This is a genomic window from Mycobacterium sp. 23 (assembly GCF_048287075.1).
GTDB classification, from domain to species: Bacteria; Actinomycetota; Actinomycetes; order Mycobacteriales; family Mycobacteriaceae; genus Mycobacterium; species Mycobacterium gordonae_B.
In genome coordinates this window covers 2,128,748-2,145,773 of the sequence record NZ_JBLVUX010000005.1, presented here as the reverse complement: position 1 = coordinate 2,145,773, position 17,026 = coordinate 2,128,748, and the positions used below count along the sequence as shown (strand labels likewise).

Here is a 17,026-nt window from a genome sequence, read left to right as displayed (position 1 = left end):
AACTGAACCGCACGTGATAACTTGTCTGCACCGTCACCACCACCGGGAGCCGCCGATGAATCACGCAGAAACCCCCGAGGTCCTCGCGGAGAAGATCGCCCTGTCGGCCCGCGAGTCGGCATCCGAGATCGATCGGGAGCGCAGGCTGCCGCCCGAACTCGTCGCCCGTCTCAACGAGGCCGGCATGTTGCGCGCCACCATGCCGCGCGAGGTGGACGCGCTCGAACTGTCACCGCCGACGGCCCTGCGGTGTGCCGAGGCGATCGCGCGCGGCGACGCGGCCACAGGTTGGTGTGTGTCGATCGCGATCACCAGTGCGCTGCTGGTGGCCTACCTCCCGGATGCGCCCAGAGGCGAGATGTTCGGCGGCGGGAAGGGTGTCGCGGCCGGGGTGTGGGCGCCGCGGGGCAGGGCCAAGACGGTCGACGGCGGCGTGATCGTGTCGGGGCGCTGGCCGTTCTGCAGCGGAATCACGCACGCGGACATGCTGTTTGCGGGTTGTTTCGTCGATGAGGCCCGAGTGCCCGCTGTGGTCGCGCTGCCCAAAGAAGATCTGCGGGTCCTCGACAACTGGCACACCCTGGGCCTGCGCGGCACCGGCAGCCACGACACCGTCGCCGAAGAGGTCTTCGTCCCCGCCGACAGGGTGTTCTCGGTGTTCGACGGGCCGGCGGTGGACCGGCCGTTGTATCGATTCCCGGTGTTCGGGTTCTTCGCGCTGTCGGTCGCCGCGGCCGCGCTGGGCAATGCCCGCGCCGCGATCGACGACCTCGTCGAGTTGGCCGGTGGCAAGAAGGGACTGGGGTCGACGCGCACCCTGGCGGAGCGCCCGGCGACCCAAGCCGCGGTGGCAACGGCGGAGTCGGCACTGGCTGCGGCCCGCGCGCTGTACTACGAGGCAACCGAAACCGCCTGGCAGGCAAGCCAGGAACCCGAACCCGTATCCGTTGCCCTGCGCAGCCGGTTGCGCCTGGCGGCCACCCACGCCGCACGTACCTCGGCCGACGTGGTGCGCACCATGTACGACCTGGCGGGCGGCACCGCCATCTACGACACGTCGCCCCTGCAGCGCCGGTTCCGCGACGCGTTCACCGCCACCGCTCACTTCCAGGTGAACGAGGCATCCCGCGAACTGCCCGGTCGCCTGCTGCTCGACCAGCACGCCGACACCTCGATGCTGTGACGAAACTCGAAGTCGTCCTTCCGTTCTGGCTCGACCGGCCGGACCGCGAGGCATTGGAGATCGCGCGGACGGTGTCGGAATCCGGGTTCGATGCCCTCTGGGTCGGGGAGATGGCAACCTACGATGCGTTCGCTCTGGCGACCGCGATCGGGCTGCGCGCCTCGGAGTTGCCGCTGAAGATCGGACCATTGGCCGTCGGTGTGCGTGGCCCGGTGACTCTCGCACTCGGCGTCAGCACCGTGGCCTCCCTCACCGGCAACCGCGTCGACCTCGCCCTGGGAGCCTCCAGCCCGGCCATCGTGACCGGCTGGCACAACCGCGGCTGGGCCCACCACGTCCCCGTCATGAGGGAGACCATCGAATGCCTGCGGCCGATGCTCGCCGGCGAGCGTGTCAGCTACCACGGCCAGCACGTCAGCAGCAATGGTTTCCGGTTGCGCAACCCGGTTCCGGAGGCGCGAATCGCGTTGGGCGCGTTCGGTCCTGGCATGATCGCGCTGGCGGCACGACTTGCCGATGAAGTGGTGCTCAACCTCGCCTCGCCCGGGCGCGTGGCCCAGGTGCGTCGAGCCATCGACCGTGCCGCGGCGGGCCGCCCCGCCCCGCGGCTCACGGTCTGGGTGCCGGTCGCGCTCGATCCCGGTCCCGCCGCGCACGCGCAACTGGCCGGTCAGCTGGGCGTCTACCTGGCACCGCCCGGCTACGGAGAGATGTTCAGCGCGTTGGGTTTCGGCGAACTGGTGCAGCGGGCCCGCGCCGGTGCCTCCCGCCGCGATCTGGCGGCCGCCATCCCCGTCGAGCTGCTGGATACGGTGTGCGCCCTGGGGTCTGCGAACCGGATCGCGCAGCGTCTGCGCGAGTACCGGGAGGCGGGGGCCGACTGTGTCGCAGCGGTGCCAGGCACAGCAGAGGATGCCGGCGGCCGTCGGGTTCTCACCGCGTTGAGTCAGGAGATGCCATGACGCTCACCAATACCGTGTGCCGGCTGGCCGCCCGTCCGGTCGGACTGCCGAAGGTCTCCGATTGGCAGATCAACGATGAACCCGCCGCGGCTCCGGTGGAGGGCGAGTTCCTGGTGCAGGTCGAGTACCTGTCGGTCGATCCGGCAATGCGGACGTGGATGAATGCCGGCCGGTCGTACGTGCCGGCGGTGGAGATCGGCGAGGTGATGCGAGCCGGCGCCATCGGGCGGGTCATCGAGTCGCGGCACCCGGATTTCGCGGAGGGCGACGAAGTATTCGGAACGTTCGGGGTGCAGCGCTACGCGGTCTCCGACGGCCGCGACGTGACCCCCGTCGACACCACGCTGGCGCCCGCCCCGGTGCACCTCGGCGCGCTGGGCATCAGTGGTTTGACCGCCTATTTCGGGCTGCTCGACGTCGGTCGGCCGCAACCCGGCCAGACCGTCGTCGTCTCCGGCGCCGCCGGATCGGTAGGCAGCATCGCCGGTCAGATCGCCCGCATCAAAGGTTGCCGGGCTGTCGGCATCGCGGGCGGTGAGGACAAATGCCGCTGGCTGGTCGAGGAACTCGGCTTCGACGCCGCCATCGACTACAAGGCCGGCGATCTGCGCAGGCAGCTCAAGACACACGCGCCCGACGGCATCGATGTCTTCTTCGACAATGTCGGGGGAGCGACCCTGGAAGCGGCGCTGTCCCGGCTGGCCCGTGGCGCGCGCGTCGTCATCTGCGGCGCGATCTCGCAATACAACGCCAGCGAGGAGCTGCGCGGCCCGGCGAACTACATGCAGCTGTTGGTCGCACGCGCCTCGATGACCGGCTTCGTCATCTTCGACTATGCCGACCGTTACCGCGAAGGCGTTGTGCAGCTGGCGAATTGGCTGCGCACCGGCGAATTGCGCTCGCGGGAGCAGCTCATCGAAGGAGGCGTCGGCGACTTCCCCGAGGTCCTGCTGAAGCTGTTTCGCGGCGACAACACCGGCAAACTCATTCTGGCGCTCGGTTCGTAGCACCGACGGGTTTTGTTTGCCCTGCCAGCGGCTAGTTATCTTCCATGGGCAAATACCAGGTCGTGGTGGTCGGGACCGACGGGTCCGACACGTCTTTTCGTGCCGTTGACCGGGCGGCGAAAATCGCAGCGGAGTCGGGTGCCAAGTTGATCGTCGCGTCGGCATATCTGGATGAGGATCGGGGCGGCACCGATCCCGACCAGGCTCGCACCGTCGAGTATCGAACCCAGGGCAATGCCCCGGTCTACGACATGCTGCGGTCCGCCGCCGACCGGGCGAAAGAGGCCGGTGCCGCCGACGTCGAGGAGCGCGCGGTGGAAGGCGCTGCGGTGGACGCGCTGGTGCAACTGGCCGATGACGTCGACGCCGACCTGCTGGTGGTGGGCAACGTCGGGACCAATTCGATCGTCGGAAAGGTCATCGGTTCGGTTCCCAAAGCGGTCGAGCGTAAGGCGAAGACCGAGGTGTTAGTCGTCGAGACCGACGACTGAGTTTCCAAATCCGTTGTAGCTGCGGACAACTGGTAACCCGGCGCTCGTGGCGAACCCGGGCGGCGCGTCACAGACTGCCGACACCGCGTTGAGTACCTGCATCGCGGTGGCGACACTGGCGGAGCGGACGTGCTCGGCCATGGTCGCGGACCGGGTGAAGCTGGCCAGCGCGAAGAAGTGGGCTCGCATGGACGGGTCGCCCTCGATGGTCAGCGTCCACCCATGCTCGGGTTTGGGCCAATGCCCGGGATACTCGCCGCCCACCGTCCACAATGTCTCGATCTCGATGAGCGTCTGCCCGCCGCGCCGCCCGGACCACGTCCACCGCTGGCCGGCGGTGGTTCCGGCGCGCAGGAGGTGCTCGAAAATCTGATGGTCACTTTGGGCGGGCACCGCTTCCACCGCCGCGACCACCTCGTCGATGCCGGCGTTCAACTCGTCGGCAATAAACCAGACCTGCTCTTCGAAGATCGAGCTGTTGAAGGCCAGGAATTCGCTTGCGGTGGGACTTATCTGATCGACCGGCTGCCCAAAAGCCATGTTGTCGAACGTGATCGAGGTGCTCTCGTACACCGACCAGTCGGCGCGCTCCTGCAGGGTGACCTTGTCGATGGTGCGGCTCATGCCTGACAACGCCAGCGGCAGGACCCCCGACAGGTTGCCGGGATTGAGACCGCTGCCGTGCACCGAGGCATGACCCGCTCGGCAGGCCGCCGCCAACCGGTCCCGGTCGGCGGGCGGGAGGCGCCGCGGATGAAACAGGAACGCAGTGGTGGCAACGTTTTTCCCGCTTGCCAGTAGCGCGCACACCTCGTCGAGGTTCGCGTTGCGCGGCGTGTAAAGCACGCAGTCGGCGTCGAGAGCCAGAATCGCGTCGACGTCGGTGGTGGCGGTGACACCGATGGGATCGCGTCCCGCCAGGGTGCCGACGTCGACGCCGTCCTTGCCGGCGGAGTAGACCCGGGCACCGACGATACGCAGGTCGGGGCGGTGGTCGAGGACGGTGGTCAGCATTTCCTGGCCCACCGCGCCGGTGCCCCAGAGAATGATTCGGCGCATCTAGATGTTGAACCGGCCGGCGAACGCGCGCAACGGCAGGTCGGCACTGGTGAGCAGACCCGGAGGAGCGGCGACGACCGACCTGATCGAATTCAGCGCCGGCAGCCCGGTGACCGTCATGCCGATGGACGCGAAGTTGTCAGGGTTGGACAGATCGACGCCGGGCTTGGGGAAGATCATGTGCTTGTTGTAGATGCACGGGTCGCCCTTGATCTGAGTGATGTAGCACCCCTTGATATCCCAGCTGGGGTCGGTGTGCGGGGTCATCTGCCACTCCAGGTGCGTCTCCACCCTGGGCACGCCGTCCACCATGCCCTGGTACTTGATGTAGTTGCCACCCAGCGAACCCTTCGGCAGTGTGTACCAACCCAGGTCGACGTCCTTGGTGCAGGCGCCCAATTCGTAGTCGAATTTGACCTCGTCGAGCGTGAGGTCGAAGCAGTCGGCCATCATCAACACGCTGTCGGCGAAGACGCGCGTGTACTTCTCCAATTTGCCCGGGATGGACGGATCATCCACGGGCAGTCCGTAACCCACCTCGATCCAGGTGTCCTTGGAGTGGTGGCACGACACGTCGACCGACTCGATGGTGGTGACGTTCTCGATCTCGGCCACATCGGCGGAACAGACCACACCGAGGATCTGGTTGACTCCGGGGTTCATACCCGTCCCGTAGAACGTGGAGCCACCCTTGTGACAAGCCTCCGCCAGCAGCTGGGTGACGGGCTTGCCGGAGTGGTGCGGATGGTTGCGATCGCGGTGCCAACCGGTGATCCAGTCCGCCGTGGTGACGATATTGATTCCGGCCTCAAGGACTTTCACGTACAGATCCTCGTCGGGAAAGACGCCGTGGAAGGTCAGCACGTCAGGCTCGGCGGCGATGATCTCCTCGACGCTGCCGGTTGCCACGACGCCGCTGGGTGCCAACCCGACCAGTTCGCCGACATCGCGCCCGACCTTCTCCGGTGAGTAACAGTGCACCCCGATCAATTCCAGGTCGGGATGCGTCGCGATGCGCTTGATCATCTCGGAACCCACGTTGCCGGTGGCGACCTGGAAGACCTTGATCGGGGACGTCATGGTTGTGCCTTTCCGGAGTTGCTGAGTTCGGCGGCGCTGCCGCCCTTTCCATCGGGGTAGAACTTCTTGGCCCAGTTGCGGATCGCGGTGAACCCCTCGAACTCGGCGTTCGCGAGCGCCGGCGGGTCGGAATACCGCTGGTGCGCCCAGATGTGCACGTCCTGGGTGAACTGCCGGATGATCTCCTCACCGAACATGCGGGCCTTGGCTTCGGCGCGCTCGTCGTCCCTGCCGGGAACTCTGCCGATGTAAACCATGAAGCGGACGTCGGACGTCCGCTCGTCGACCGGGGTGATCGCCGAGATGGTGCGGTTGTCGACCATGCCCCAACTCCTGGTGACGGCTACCCCCAGGCCGCCGTTGATGGCCTCGACGCCACTCTTGACGTCCTCGATGCTCTGCTGGTCGTCGCCCTCGAAGGTGATGGTGAAGTCGACGTAGGACACCGGCTCGTCGAAGTCGTGCCGGGTGAAGATCGGCACGATCGGCGTGTTGTGCACGTACTTGAAGTGGGCGAAGTCGACGCCGTTCTCCAGCACGTACTGCGGATGCAACTCCAGGCCTTCGCGGAACAGTCGCTGCTGCGGGTAGTAATCGGCACGCCCGCGACCGTCGGCGAAGTCGGCGAAGATGTCGGGCGCCTCGAAAAACGGCGCCCGGCCTTCGATGTCGTGCCAGATGTAGACCGACTCGTTGCGCTCCACCACCGGGTAGGTGCGAATGCGGCGGCCCTTGTTGGGCCGGTCCTGATACGGGATGCAGACGTTGCGGCCCTGTTGACTCCACTGCCAGCCGTGAAAGGGGCACTGCAGCACGTCGTCGACGACCTTGCCGCCGTAGCCCAGATGCGCTCCGAGGTGCTCGCAGTACGCGTTCATCACGGTGAGCCGGCCGGAGTCGGCGCGCCAGGCCACCATTTCCTGGTCGAAGTACTTCATCGAGTGGACGTCGCCGATGCCGATCTCGTCGGACCACGCAACCTGGAACCAGCCGGTAGGTTTCATCGACAAAGGCGGCTTGGCCATGCACGCGGTCCTTTCCGTCCGATCATCAAGCACTCTATGAAAAAGTCATAGACGAGTCAACGAAACCTGTGCCGCCGCGTTAGGATTCCGGCATGGCAGTGGCGGACAGCGCGAATCGCAGGGCCAACAAGCGGGGCCTGGCGACGCGGGAGGCGATGCTGCAGGCCGCGGTGACCGCCCTGGCATCCGGAGACCCCGGAGCGGTTTCGGCGAACCGGATCGCCAAGCAGATCGGCGTCACCTGGGGCACCGTGCAATACCAGTTCGGGGACGCCGACGGATTCTGGGCCGCGGTGCTGCACCACACTGCGCAGCGGCGGGCCAACGTGTTTGCCAATCCCGACACCGGGGCGTCGTTGCAGGAGCGGGTCGCGGAGATCATCGACACGCTGTACGACGGCCTGACCGCCCCCGACTCGCGGGCGATCGAGAACCTGCGCGCGGCGCTGCCGCGGGAACCGGGCGAGCTCGACCGGCTCTACCCGCACACCGCCGCGGAATTGCGGTCGTGGGGGCAGGGCTGGCATGCGACCTGTCAGAAGGCCTTCGCCGATCTGCAGGTCGATCCGCAGCGGGTGCGCGAGATTGCCACGCTGATCCCCGGGGCGATGCGCGGCCTTGTCTCCGAACGGCAGCTCGGCAGCTACGCCGACCTCGACGAGGCGCGGCGGGGGTTGACCAACGCGATCGTGGCCTATCTGGCGGAGTCGGCCGCCCCGGTTCGTCGACCGTGTCGTCAGGGTGGAAATCTGGCCGATTCTCAACCCTGAGGTCACGCTCGGTGACTGGGACCGCCGGCCGAACGGCAGCAGGTTCAATTAGGAGGGTGTGGGGTACCAAAGCTGGTGTGAATGTCGTGGGTTCTGCAGCACGCGCTGTGCTCGGGCTGGTTCCGGGGCTCGTGTTGCTCTACCGCCGAACCGGCGCCGACGTGCCGTTCGGCGATCCGGTCCCGTCGCACGGGACCGAGATGGAAGGCTGGTTCTGGCGGCTCTCCGACCAGGACGAGGGACGGGTGGTGGTCGCCCTGTGCAGCGCCAACCGGCAGGCTGACGGCGACTGGTCCACGGCCGCGATAGCGCTGCATCCCGGCGGGGTGGTGCGCTCGGCCGCGGTCGACGGCGTCACGGCGAGTCAGGCGCGGTTCAGTGTGCAGGCGGAGTCTGGTGGCAATCTGATCGATGCCGGAGGCGAGCGGCTCCGGATGGTTCTCGGTGACACCGCAGTCGACCTGAAATTTCACGATGCCTATCAGTGGCCCAAACCGTTTGGCGGTGGCGGAGTTTTCTCGTCGGTGCCGTTTCTCAACCAGTACTGGCACCCTTATCGGCTGGGGGGCAGAGCATCCGGCACGGTGACCCATCAAGACCAGCGTTGGGAATTCACCGGTGCCAGGTTGTACTGCGAACGAAATTGGGGAGCCGGTTTCCCACTGCGTTGGTGGTGGGGACAGGCGCACGACTTCGGCGACGCCGACGTGTCGGTGGCGTTCTCCGGCGGTCTGCTCGAGCTGGGTCCGCTCAACCGCGATGTCACCGGAGTCGTTGTGCGACTGGGCGATCGAGTGATCCGGATTACTCCACCGGCACTGGTCTCTTCAAGCTGCGACGTCCACCGCTGGGACATCGATGCCCGCACCGTGCGGTACCGCGTCGAACTCGAGGGCCGCGGCACGCCGGACGGACCGCACGTGCTGCCCGTACCCCTGCCGGCCGAGCGCCGCAACATCGACACCGACTACGAATATCTGGCCGGCACGCTGCACTGCCGGGTGCGTGAATGGGGGCGTGTGATCTTCGAGGGCACTTCGACATTGGCCGGCCTCGAGGTCGGCAGCCGGCCTTCCTGATGAACGCAGCGACGAGCCGAATCAGGCGCAGCCCGGTACGCTGCAACGCCATGAGGCAGACGCGATGAGCGCGGGTCTGTTCGGCCTTCTCGACGACGTGGCGACGCTCGCGCGACTGACCGCCGGCTCGCTCAACGGCGTCGGGCCCGCCGCGGGACGGGCGACCGCGAAGGCCGCCGGTGTGGTCATCGACGACACGGCCGTGACGCCGCAGTTCGTCGACGGAATTTCCGCCGAGCGTGAGTTGCCGATCATCAAGCGGATCGCGCTCGGATCGCTGCGTAACAAGATCCTGTTCATCCTGCCCGGCGCGATGCTGCTCAGTCAGTTCGCGCCGTGGCTGCTCAGCCCGATCCTGATGCTCGGGGCGACGTATCTGTGTTACGAAGGCGCCGAGAAGGTTTGGAGCAGCCTGCGTGGGCACGGCGATGGCGACGAGCAGCCGGACAACGAGCGTCACGTGGTGGCGGGCGCGATCCGCACCGACTTCATCCTGTCCGCCGAGATCATGGTGATCGCGCTCAACGAAGTGGCCAGCCTGGCGTTCGTGCCGCGGCTGGTGATCCTGCTCATCGTTGCGCTGGTGATCACCGTCGCGGTCTACGGCGTCGTCGGGGGCATCGTGAAAATGGACGACGTCGGCCTGCATCTCGCCCAGACTTCGTCCCGCGTCGGCAGGGCGGTGGGCCGTGCTCTGGTGGCCGGGATGCCCAAACTGCTCTCGGTGCTGTCTGTGGTCGGAACGGTGGCGATGCTCTGGGTGGGCGGTCACATCCTGCTGATGGGCGCTGATCACCTCGGCTGGCACACGCCGTACGGGCTGGTGCACCACGCCGAGCATTGGGCGCATCACGCCGTGGCGGCGCTGGGCGGCGTCCTGGGTTGGTTGGTCAACACCGCGATGTCCGCGGTGGTCGGATCGGTGGTCGGAGCGCTCGTGCTGGCCGTCGTGGCCGCATTCCAACGGATTCGGCGCCCGCGCACCAAGGTTTAGCGTTTTTGCCGCCGCCCGTCCCAGAGCTGTTGGGTCTCCCGGCCGACCGACCGGTGATGGGTCTGCTGAAAGTTGCGGCCACCGCGGCGGAACGTCGCGACGACCGCGCCGGGCACCTCGGGCTCCAGTAGCGGCTCCGTGAGCCAGGTGCAGCGGCGTACGTGCACCAGATCGACGGCCACGGCGCCGTCGTCATCGTCACGGAAATACGGCCCGTCGAGCCGGCCGAGCCAGAACAGTCCGTCCGGGTCGCGTGTCCACACGAAGGAGCCGTCGGCCGCAGCGGCGAACCGGTCCACCCGACGGGCCAGACGTTCCTCTTCCGCCGGATTGGCCACCAGCTCTCCGAATCCGCACAGGCCCAACCGACGGGCGCGTTCGGACGTGGCGCGCGCGTCGATGGCGTTGCTGCGGGATCGCATCGGCGCGCGGTAGACATCGGCCATGCCGCCCATTGTGCGCGATATGCTCCTGACGATGTCCACGTTCAAGCGCTACCTCGCCATCCAGGCGATGGTGTTCGTATGCGGCATCGTCGGCCCGATCTTCTTGATCATCTTCTTCTCCGCACCAACGGATCCGCAGATGAAGTGGGCGTACTGGTGGGGACTGATCATCACCTACATCGACGTGATGATCGCGATCGGAATCACGGCGAGCACCCGGGAGAATATTCAGGTACCGCAGAAGGTTCGGTAGACACCGAAGTCCGTGGGCGCGGGTGATGCGTACCGCTGCAGCCCGGGCCGTTCGGTGTACGGCTGGCTGACCGCATCCAGCAGTCGACCGAACGGACCGAGGTCACCGTCGGTCGCCGCCGTCAGCGCTTCCTCGACGAGATGGTTACGCGGGATGTAAATCGGATTGACCCGGTCCATCGCGTCGGCGTCCGGTCCCAGAGCCCGCCAGCGCCGCGCCCACTCGTCGAAGCGGGCGGGATCGACGAACTGTCCCCGCGCCGGTTCGTCGTTGCCCCGGGCGGCCGAGGCGAGATGGCGGAAGAACGAGGTGAAGTCGACGTGGCTCTCCTGCAGCATGGGCAGCAACTCGTCGAGCAACGGCAACACGGCGTCGACGTCGGTGGCCACGCCGAGCTTGGCGTGCATACCCGAAAGCCACGCGGAGTGGTAGGCGTGGAACCCGTCAAAAGCGTGCTCTATCAGAGCAATTGACTCGTTGACATCATCGCCGAGCAACGGCAGCAACGTCTCGGCGAACCGGGCGAGGTTCCAGGCCGCGATCGTCGGCTGATTGCCGTAGGCGTAGCGGCCCCAGGCGTCGATCGAACTGAAAACGGTGTCCGGGTCGTAGGCCTCCATGAACGCGCACGGCCCGTAGTCGATACTCTCCCCGGAGATCGTCATGTTGTCGGTGTTCATCACCCCGTGGATGAACCCGACCATCATCCATCGCGCCACCAGTGACGCCTGCGCCGCGACGACGGCTTCGAACAGTGCGAGGTAGGGATTCTCGGCCTGTGCCGCCTCCGGATGGTGGCGACTGATGGCGTGGTCGGCCAGTCGACGCAGTAGACCGAGATCGCCTGTGGCGGAAGCGTATTGAAAACTACCCACCCGGAGATGACTGCTGGCCACGCGCACCAGCAGGGCACCGGGCAGCATCGTCTCGCGTGCCACCGGACGCCCGGTGGCGACCACCGCCAACGACCGGGTGGTAGGGATCTCCAGTGCGTGCATCGCTTCGCTGATGACGTATTCCCGCAGCATCGGGCCGATGGCCGCCAGGCCGTCGCCGCCGCGGGCGAACGGGGTGCGCCCGGAACCCTTCAGATGGAGATCGCGCAGCTGCCCTTCGGCGTCGGTGAGCTCGCCGAGCAGCAGGGCGCGCCCGTCTCCCAGCCGCGGCACGTAGCCGCCGAACTGATGCCCGGCGTAGGCCTGGGCTACCGGCGCGGCACCGGTGGGCACCAGGTTGCCCACCAGGAACCGCAGACCTTCCGGGCTGCGCAGCCAGCTCGCCTCCAGACCGAGCTCGCCGGCCAGCGGCTCGTTGAGCACCAGCAACCGTGCCTCGGGCGGCACTTCGGCCTGCCAGGGAACCGCCATCTCAGGCAGCTCGCCGGCGAAGCGGCCCTGCAGGTTGATGGTGATGTCGGGGGTAACGCTCACTTGTCACACACTACGGAGAATCAACCGTCCTCGTTGGTGGCCAAACCTTCCGGCGGGGGCGTGGAGTACGCCGGGTAGGCGGGTGGCGAGACGACGCTGTCGTCGCTGCTTTCGGTGGTCTCTTCCCGATCGTCCGGTGTTTCGGGGTGACTCATGTTGCTCCTAGCTGACGGCTTGCTTGATCAGGTCACGGGCGCGGTCGAGCATCGACGCGAACGGGCCGACCGCGAAGTTCAACTTGGCCGACTCCACCCCGGCGTGCGGCCGGGTCGGTGCAATGGCTTCGGCAAGCTTCACCGCGGTGCCCAGCCGCTTGAGTTCCTCGGGGCCCATGTCGGCCTGCAACTGTTCGAACTCTTCGAGTTCTTCATGCTCGGCATGGGCCAGCACGGCTTCCCGCAGTTTCGTCAACTCGTCGATGAACTCCTGCGAGGTGATCTCGAGCCCCTCGATCTTCGACAACTGCTCTTTGGCGGAGTGCTCTTCGGCCAGCAAACTGTCGACGACCGCGTCGCCCGAATCCACTTCGCGCCGCGCGCGCGGGTGCACGAACATCTCCTCGGCGGTCTCGTGCACCGCGAGAAGCTGACGCAGTTCGACGAACGGCTTCTCGCGGGCCTGCGGATCCGACGCGAGCAGCACCTGGTCGAACATGTCCTCGATCAGGTCGTGCTGGGCCTTGAGGAAAGCGATGACTTCTTCGGGTGTTTCAACAATCATTTCGGACATAGCGAATAAACCTCCGATGAGGGGGCTCGGAAAGAGCGGGCGGGGGGCTGTGCACCGCTGTTCGGCGCATACCCGGGCGACCGGGTGCTAAAACTCCGGCCGCCGTTCCACCAGGCGTTTCACTTCGTCCAGTTCGTAGGGCGCACGCAGCCCGAGGATGAGGTGTTCGGCCCCGGCTTCGACCAGTGACTTCATCAGGTCGGGGTCGGCGTGCTCGATCCACACGGTGCGTTCGATCTCGCGCGGGTCGCGTCCGACCTCATCACACCACCGATCGATGACCTCGTTCTTGGCCCGGATCGTGTCGGCGTCGCCGTAGCCGTTCCACATGTCGGCGTGTTGGGCCACCAGGCGCAGCGTGCGTCGTTCTCCGTTGCCGCCGATCAGGATGGGCAACCGGCCGAGCGGTCCCGGTTGCAAAACGGCAAGGCGCCGTCGGATGCGGGGCAGCGTCTCGGCGAGCAGGTCCAGTCGTTGAGCGGGCGTGCGCACCGGATAGCCGTATTCGATTTCGTCCCGGTCCATCCAGCCCGACCCGATGCCCAGCACCGCTCGGCCCTCCGACAAGTGGTCGAGGGTGCGGGCCATGTCGGCGAGCAGGTCGGGATTGCGGTAGCCGCACCCGGTGACCAGCATCCCGATCTGAGACACGTTCGGCGCGGTGACTGCCATCGCGGCCAGAATCTGCCAGCCCTCGAAGTGGGCTTCGTCGGGCCTGCCGTACAGCGGGGGGAAGAAGTGGTCCCATGTCCACAAACTGTCCACTCCGAGTTCGTCGACAGCCTGCCACGCCGCCCGCAGGTCCGCCATGGTCGTGTTCTGCGGATGTATCTGAACACCGATCTTCACCATCGGCTCGAAATCTACCGGTGCTGCTGAGCCTGCCGGGCAATCCGTTCGTCGTGAATCCGGACGAGTTCCCGGAACCCGAGCCGGTGGTATTTCGGTACCGGCTGGATTCCCCACACGTCGCGTGCGGTGTCCTTGCCGGCGACGCCCTCCGGCGGTCCGAGCGGCGGGTAGGGGTACTTGCACTCCAAAGTGTCATCGGAGTAGCGCACTTTCAGCAGTTCGCTGCAGATCTCGGTGAGACTCAGAGTCGGATATCCGTAGTAGACGGCCATGAAAGGCAACGTGAACGCACCCTCGATGACCAGCGCCACCAGGCACACCAGTACGGCGCGCTTGATCCACTTGTGCATGCGCGCGTAATAGGCAGTGGTGCCCGGGGGCAGGTCTTCGGTTCGGTCTGCTGTCTTGTGTTCAGCGGGTGAGGCCATCGTTCTGGTCCTATCAGTCGGAGAAGATTTCGCGGTTGACGGTGTGGAGGTAGGGGATGGCCAGAAAGGGTGTGATGTAGAAGATGTCGTACAGCCACCAGCCGATGACCGGGAACACGACACCGGCGTACCGCACATCGGCGTACATGGTCATGTTGAAGACGTAGGCCGTCCAGATCACCACGCCCATCCAGCAAGTGACCACCATCCACTGGTGTCCCCAGCGCTTCATCTGCAGGAAGCCGATGGCCGCCGCCACTCGCATCGAGAAGACGGTGAGGATAAGCCCTGCCACATAAGCCTTTTCGCCAGGGCCGGCGGCACCACCTACCCACAGCTCGTTGTAGTGCCAGAAGTAGCCGGCGTCGAACATGTTTCCCCAGCCGACCATCAGCACCCGGTTGATCAGAGTGTGGTTGGCGACCAGGTCCAGCGCCCAGCCGAGGCTGTTGAGGCAGCCGTCGATCAGAACGAGGTAACCGATCAGGGTGACGATCATGGGCCGCACCGCAAGGCCGGCGCGTAATGCCTGGCGCTGCAACCAGACTCCACGCATGAAGATAGGGAAGCCGATGACGCCCGGCGCCCACATACCCATCAGCGCGGCTCCGGCAATCATCCACTTGTCAGCCCGCCGCTGCGCGTCGCGGGACGCCTCCTCGTGGTCGGGGGGATCGGTGGCGGTTGAATTGCTCTGCAGCGATGGTTGATTCACAACTCCCACCAGCCACGCGCAAAGGACATGTACAGCTGGATGGCGAACATCACCAGCAGGTAGCCGTAAATGAACAGCTGAAAGACGATCAGCGCCCTCTTGCGTTTGTGCTCCTGTTCGTTCATGTCTCGCTCCTCTCAGTGCAGGCTGGCGGCCGCGATTTCACGCAGTCCCTCGGCGATGGCGCCGTCGGTGCTCAGCGGCGCGAGTATGCAGGCGTGCGCCGCGTCCGTCTCGGAAGCTCCCGATGCGATCAACTTCGCCGCGGTGACCAGAACCCGGGTGGACGGTGGCTCGAAATGGAAGATGTCGTCGGCCTGGCGGATAGCTATGGCACAGTGCACAAGTCGTTGTGCGACAGCCGCGTCGACACCCGATTCCGCGACGATGACGGCCGCTTCGCGGTCGGCCGGCAGATAGGACATGGGCAGCGTGGCGAAGCGTTGCCGAAACGACGGTTTGAGATCTTTGAGCGAGCTGCGGTAGGCGGGGTTGTAGGAGCAGACGAGCATGAATGAATCCGGCGCTTGGACGACTTCACCCGCGCGGTCCAGATAGAGAGCGCGGCGGTGATCCGTCAGCGAGTGCAGAATCGCCAGTGAATCGTGGCGGGCTTCCACGACCTCGTCGAGATAGCAGAGGGCGCCGTCCTTGACGGCTCTGGTCAGTGGACCGTCCGTCCACACCACATCACCTCCGGTCACCATGAACCTGCCGACCAGATCCGAACTCGTCAGATCGTCGTGGCAGCTGATGGTGACGACCGGCCGGCCGAGGAGTGCCGCCATGTGCTCCACCAACCGCGTCTTCCCGCAGCCGGTAGGTCCGGTGAGCATGAGCGGGATCATCTGCCGATACGCCTGCTGAAACAGCCGCACTTCGTTGCCGCTGGGTACGTAGCCGTCGGTCATGCGGCAACCAACTCACGATGAACATGTGCCAGCACGCGCGGAAGTTCCTCGACGCGCCGAATACGTTGCGAGCGAAGCGGACCGAACACCTCCGGCAGAGGGTCGACCCGGGTAGGCCCGACGCCCACGTAGTACACGGACACGCCCGCGTCGCCGGCCTCGTCAACCGCGTGCGCGACGTCGGCCCACGCGTAGCTGCCCTCGTAGCCCTCATCGGACATCAGACCGTCACCGAGCACGATGAGCAGGCGTCGTTCAGCGGGTTGCTCCAGCAGCCGGCTGGTCAGGTGACGTATGGGCGCGCCCAGCCTGGTGTAGCCGCCGGTCGTCAGGCCGGCGCCTCCCGGTGCAATGAACCGGCGCTCCGCAAAGTCCTTCAGGCAGCGCACTTCCACGTAATGACGGCTGTTTCCGGTGAACACGAAGATCCCGTGCCGTTCGCGCGCGTCGGTCATCGCCCGCGACAGTGCGTCGGCGCAGTCCAGCTCCAGCCGGAATGTGCGGCCACCATGCACGCCCAGGGACATACTCCCATCCAGGAGCAGCGCGGTGGCAACATCGCGACCGGCGGGTGCCAGCTCTCGAAAGATGGGGGGCGGGAATGCTTCTCCGGCCTTGGTGTCGACGTGATAGCGGACGTACGCGTCGACGTCGATATCGGATCCGTCTTCGCGGCCGTTGACCACGGCGCGATGGGTGTGTTCCTCGAACCACTTGCGAAGGTCGGCCGGGACGTGGTTGGGCCGGCGAACGGGCACCCCCTGCCTGCGCTCAACAACCGCCACATGGTCGGACAGAAAGCTCTTCGTCCAACAGTTCCACTCGGGGTAGGGGATGCCCTGTCTGCGTTCAGGACTGAACTCGAGATCGTTGTCGTCGGGTCTGCTGGGCGGCGGCAGGTTGGGATTGCGTACGCCGCCCTCGCCTCCGACCGGCACCGAGTAGGGACGGGGACGGCGCTTTTGCGTTGTGGTCCAAGGCATCCGGCCGCGCCGGCGCATGGCGGAGGCCCACCCGCGCTGCTCGAGGCGGGCAGCCGGCAGACTCCCGAGCAATGGGTGCTCGGGCAGTTCTGTTCGGGCACGCGCTAATTTGATGGCGCGGTCGAGCATGACGGCGGCGGCCGTGTCGGCCGCGATGATGTCTACATCGGGAATCGCACGCCTTGTGTCACACAACAGTCCGGGCCACCGGGAGGCGATCCATCCGAGTGCGACGCCTGCCTCGACGAGGGTCAGCGCGCGTCGTTCACGCGCCGACAACTCATGCAGACGGTAGGCGGCGATGCGTTCCTTCGACGGCGAACATTGCAGTGCCACTCCGCATGTCAACGTTCGACGGGTCCAGTGCGGGTCGGCCACGGGGTAGGGCACGTGCACAACGCGCAGGCCGGCGTCCAGTCCGAAGCCGCGCTTGGCGCCGGTGGTCAACCGCGCGTCTGCTCGGCGCCGTTCGCTCAAGGCGACAGCGGTCAGTGCGCAGCTGCGTTCGATCGAACCTGCGGTGGTCTCCACTTTTTCAGAAGGTGCCGATGTTGGAGAACATCCAGTACCAGAACCAGATGATCAGGCCGGTGCCGCCCCACGCGGCGACATACCGGAGAAGTTCCCAC

21 protein-coding genes are annotated in these 17,026 nt (G+C 66.2%); 8 read left to right on the top strand and 13 right to left on the bottom strand.

Features of this window, described 5'->3' with window-relative positions; genetic code table 11:
• The first annotated feature begins 55 nt into the window (after positions 1 to 55).
• Genes ACNQS7_RS10880 through ACNQS7_RS10865 form a run of 4 tightly spaced genes read left to right on the top strand, consistent with a single transcriptional unit; the run spans position 56 to position 3,643 of the window.
• Complete coding sequence (locus tag ACNQS7_RS10880; protein WP_418012507.1) at positions 56 to 1,183, top strand: acyl-CoA dehydrogenase family protein; 1,128 nt, start codon at positions 56 to 58, stop codon at positions 1,181 to 1,183.
• Complete coding sequence (locus ACNQS7_RS10875; RefSeq protein WP_418012506.1) at positions 1,180 to 2,145, top strand: LLM class F420-dependent oxidoreductase; 966 nt, start codon at positions 1,180 to 1,182, stop codon at positions 2,143 to 2,145. Before ACNQS7_RS10880 ends, ACNQS7_RS10875 begins: the two co-directional genes overlap by 4 nt.
• On the top strand, positions 2,142 to 3,152 hold the full coding sequence (locus ACNQS7_RS10870; RefSeq protein ID WP_418012505.1) for an NADP-dependent oxidoreductase: 1,011 nt from the start codon (positions 2,142 to 2,144) through the stop codon (positions 3,150 to 3,152). Before ACNQS7_RS10875 ends, ACNQS7_RS10870 begins: the two co-directional genes overlap by 4 nt.
• Positions 3,153 to 3,196: 44 nt before the next feature.
• Positions 3,197 to 3,643 carry a universal stress protein gene (locus tag ACNQS7_RS10865; RefSeq protein ID WP_418012504.1) on the top strand — a complete coding sequence of 149 codons (447 nt, stop codon included), beginning with the start codon at positions 3,197 to 3,199 and terminating at the stop codon, positions 3,641 to 3,643.
• Here ACNQS7_RS10865 and ACNQS7_RS10860 read toward each other — a convergent pair.
• From ACNQS7_RS10860 to ACNQS7_RS10850, 3 genes are read right to left on the bottom strand one after another with little or no spacing between them, the layout of a single operon-like run.
• Positions 3,620 to 4,702 carry a dihydrodipicolinate reductase gene (locus tag ACNQS7_RS10860; RefSeq protein WP_418012503.1) on the bottom strand — a complete coding sequence of 361 codons (1,083 nt, stop codon included), beginning with the start codon at positions 4,700 to 4,702 and terminating at the stop codon, positions 3,620 to 3,622. The genes ACNQS7_RS10865 and ACNQS7_RS10860 overlap by 24 nt on opposite strands.
• The gene (locus ACNQS7_RS10855; RefSeq protein ID WP_418012502.1) at positions 4,703 to 5,782 is read right to left on the bottom strand and encodes a dihydrodipicolinate reductase; all 1,080 of its coding nucleotides are present in this window, start codon (positions 5,780 to 5,782) and stop codon (positions 4,703 to 4,705) included. It lies immediately after the preceding gene.
• Complete coding sequence (locus tag ACNQS7_RS10850; RefSeq protein ID WP_418012501.1) at positions 5,779 to 6,807, bottom strand: Rieske 2Fe-2S domain-containing protein; 1,029 nt, start codon at positions 6,805 to 6,807, stop codon at positions 5,779 to 5,781. The genes ACNQS7_RS10855 and ACNQS7_RS10850 overlap by 4 nt, the downstream gene beginning before the upstream one ends.
• 92 nt (positions 6,808 to 6,899) lie before the next feature.
• Between ACNQS7_RS10850 and ACNQS7_RS10845 the strand changes: the two genes are divergently transcribed.
• From ACNQS7_RS10845 to ACNQS7_RS10835, 3 genes are all read left to right on the top strand, one after another.
• The gene (locus ACNQS7_RS10845; protein ID WP_418012500.1) at positions 6,900 to 7,577 is read left to right on the top strand and encodes a TetR/AcrR family transcriptional regulator; all 678 of its coding nucleotides are present in this window, start codon (positions 6,900 to 6,902) and stop codon (positions 7,575 to 7,577) included.
• Positions 7,578 to 7,654: 77 nt separating this feature from the next.
• A complete protein-coding gene (locus ACNQS7_RS10840; RefSeq protein WP_418012499.1) occupies positions 7,655 to 8,656 on the top strand; it encodes a tocopherol cyclase family protein in 1,002 nt (333 codons plus the stop codon).
• 64 nt (positions 8,657 to 8,720) lie between these two features.
• Positions 8,721 to 9,650, top strand: coding sequence for a DUF808 domain-containing protein (locus ACNQS7_RS10835; RefSeq protein ID WP_418012498.1), 930 nt, complete (start codon positions 8,721 to 8,723; stop codon positions 9,648 to 9,650).
• Here the strand turns inward: ACNQS7_RS10835 and ACNQS7_RS10830 are convergent.
• Positions 9,647 to 10,096 (bottom strand): GAF domain-containing protein, encoded by a 450-nt coding sequence (locus tag ACNQS7_RS10830; RefSeq protein WP_418012497.1) that lies wholly within the window; start codon positions 10,094 to 10,096, stop codon positions 9,647 to 9,649. The genes ACNQS7_RS10835 and ACNQS7_RS10830 overlap by 4 nt on opposite strands.
• 31 nt (positions 10,097 to 10,127) lie before the next feature.
• Here ACNQS7_RS10830 and ACNQS7_RS10825 point away from each other — a divergent pair, with 31 nt between their 5' ends.
• Entirely contained in the window at positions 10,128 to 10,349 is a 222-nt protein-coding gene (locus ACNQS7_RS10825; RefSeq protein ID WP_418012496.1) for a hypothetical protein, read from the top strand.
• On the opposite strand, the gene ACNQS7_RS10820 is transcribed toward ACNQS7_RS10825, so the two are convergent.
• The 9 genes from ACNQS7_RS10820 to ACNQS7_RS10780 form a co-directional block, all read right to left on the bottom strand.
• Complete coding sequence (locus ACNQS7_RS10820) at positions 10,325 to 11,779, bottom strand: protein adenylyltransferase SelO (RefSeq protein WP_418012495.1); 1,455 nt, start codon at positions 11,777 to 11,779, stop codon at positions 10,325 to 10,327. The two genes, ACNQS7_RS10825 and ACNQS7_RS10820, sit on opposite strands and share 25 nt — an antisense overlap.
• 20 nt (positions 11,780 to 11,799) lie before the next feature.
• A complete protein-coding gene (locus tag ACNQS7_RS10815) occupies positions 11,800 to 11,934 on the bottom strand; it encodes a hypothetical protein (RefSeq protein WP_310784887.1) in 135 nt (44 codons plus the stop codon).
• Positions 11,935 to 11,941: 7 nt separating this feature from the next.
• Positions 11,942 to 12,508: a hemerythrin domain-containing protein gene (locus ACNQS7_RS10810; protein ID WP_418012494.1), complete on the bottom strand. Its 567-nt coding sequence runs from the start codon at positions 12,506 to 12,508 to the stop codon at positions 11,942 to 11,944.
• An 87-nt stretch (positions 12,509 to 12,595) separates the two neighbouring features.
• Positions 12,596 to 13,360 carry an LLM class F420-dependent oxidoreductase gene (locus ACNQS7_RS10805; protein WP_418012493.1) on the bottom strand — a complete coding sequence of 255 codons (765 nt, stop codon included), beginning with the start codon at positions 13,358 to 13,360 and terminating at the stop codon, positions 12,596 to 12,598.
• 11 nt (positions 13,361 to 13,371) lie between these two features.
• Positions 13,372 to 13,788, bottom strand: coding sequence for a hypothetical protein (locus ACNQS7_RS10800; protein WP_418012492.1), 417 nt, complete (start codon positions 13,786 to 13,788; stop codon positions 13,372 to 13,374).
• 13 nt (positions 13,789 to 13,801) lie between these two features.
• A complete protein-coding gene (locus ACNQS7_RS10795) occupies positions 13,802 to 14,503 on the bottom strand; it encodes a hypothetical protein (RefSeq protein WP_418012491.1) in 702 nt (233 codons plus the stop codon).
• A complete protein-coding gene (locus ACNQS7_RS10790) occupies positions 14,500 to 14,628 on the bottom strand; it encodes a hypothetical protein (protein ID WP_418012490.1) in 129 nt (42 codons plus the stop codon). The genes ACNQS7_RS10795 and ACNQS7_RS10790 overlap by 4 nt, the downstream gene beginning before the upstream one ends.
• A 12-nt stretch (positions 14,629 to 14,640) precedes the next feature.
• Entirely contained in the window at positions 14,641 to 15,414 is a 774-nt protein-coding gene (locus tag ACNQS7_RS10785; protein WP_418012489.1) for a CbbQ/NirQ/NorQ/GpvN family protein, read from the bottom strand.
• On the bottom strand, positions 15,411 to 16,928 hold the full coding sequence (locus tag ACNQS7_RS10780) for a nitric oxide reductase activation protein NorD (RefSeq protein ID WP_418012488.1): 1,518 nt from the start codon (positions 16,926 to 16,928) through the stop codon (positions 15,411 to 15,413). Before ACNQS7_RS10780 ends, ACNQS7_RS10785 begins: the two co-directional genes overlap by 4 nt.
• Positions 16,929 to 17,026 lie beyond the last annotated feature (98 nt).